This window comes from Paraburkholderia sp. SIMBA_053 (genome assembly GCF_046534895.1).
Classification (GTDB): domain Bacteria; phylum Pseudomonadota; class Gammaproteobacteria; order Burkholderiales; family Burkholderiaceae; genus Paraburkholderia; species Paraburkholderia caledonica.
This window is the reverse complement of record NZ_JAWRXU010001044.1, coordinates 1-258: the sequence shown is the minus strand read 5'-3', so window position 1 is coordinate 258 and position 258 is coordinate 1. Positions and strand designations below refer to the sequence as shown.

The following is a 258-nucleotide window of genomic DNA, read 5'->3' as shown; positions in this document are numbered from 1 at the left end:
CGGTCAGGGTCGGCCGCTACGATTTTGCGCAGAGCGTCGTCGAAGCTAAGAGGCTTACCGTCGCCACCTACTAAAACGGTGCGATCTTTAGCGCCTGCTGGCTTGTCGTAACCCACGACCTTTCCGTCTTTCACGTCGAAGTGCTGGCCATATACCACTCGCGCTTTGGAGGGTGTCAGCAGCAGCTCATCGGCGATAAATTTGGAGTTGCCGAAGTCAGCACCTACGGTCATTTCTTCAAGATTTTTGACCAGAGAG

Annotated in this window: 1 protein-coding gene; it reads right to left on the bottom strand. The window is 54.3% G+C overall.

Features of this window, described 5'->3' with window-relative positions:
- Positions 1-258 (bottom strand): DUF6651 domain-containing protein (locus SB753_RS38805; protein ID WP_410805380.1); only part of this gene is annotated, 258 nt, incomplete at both ends.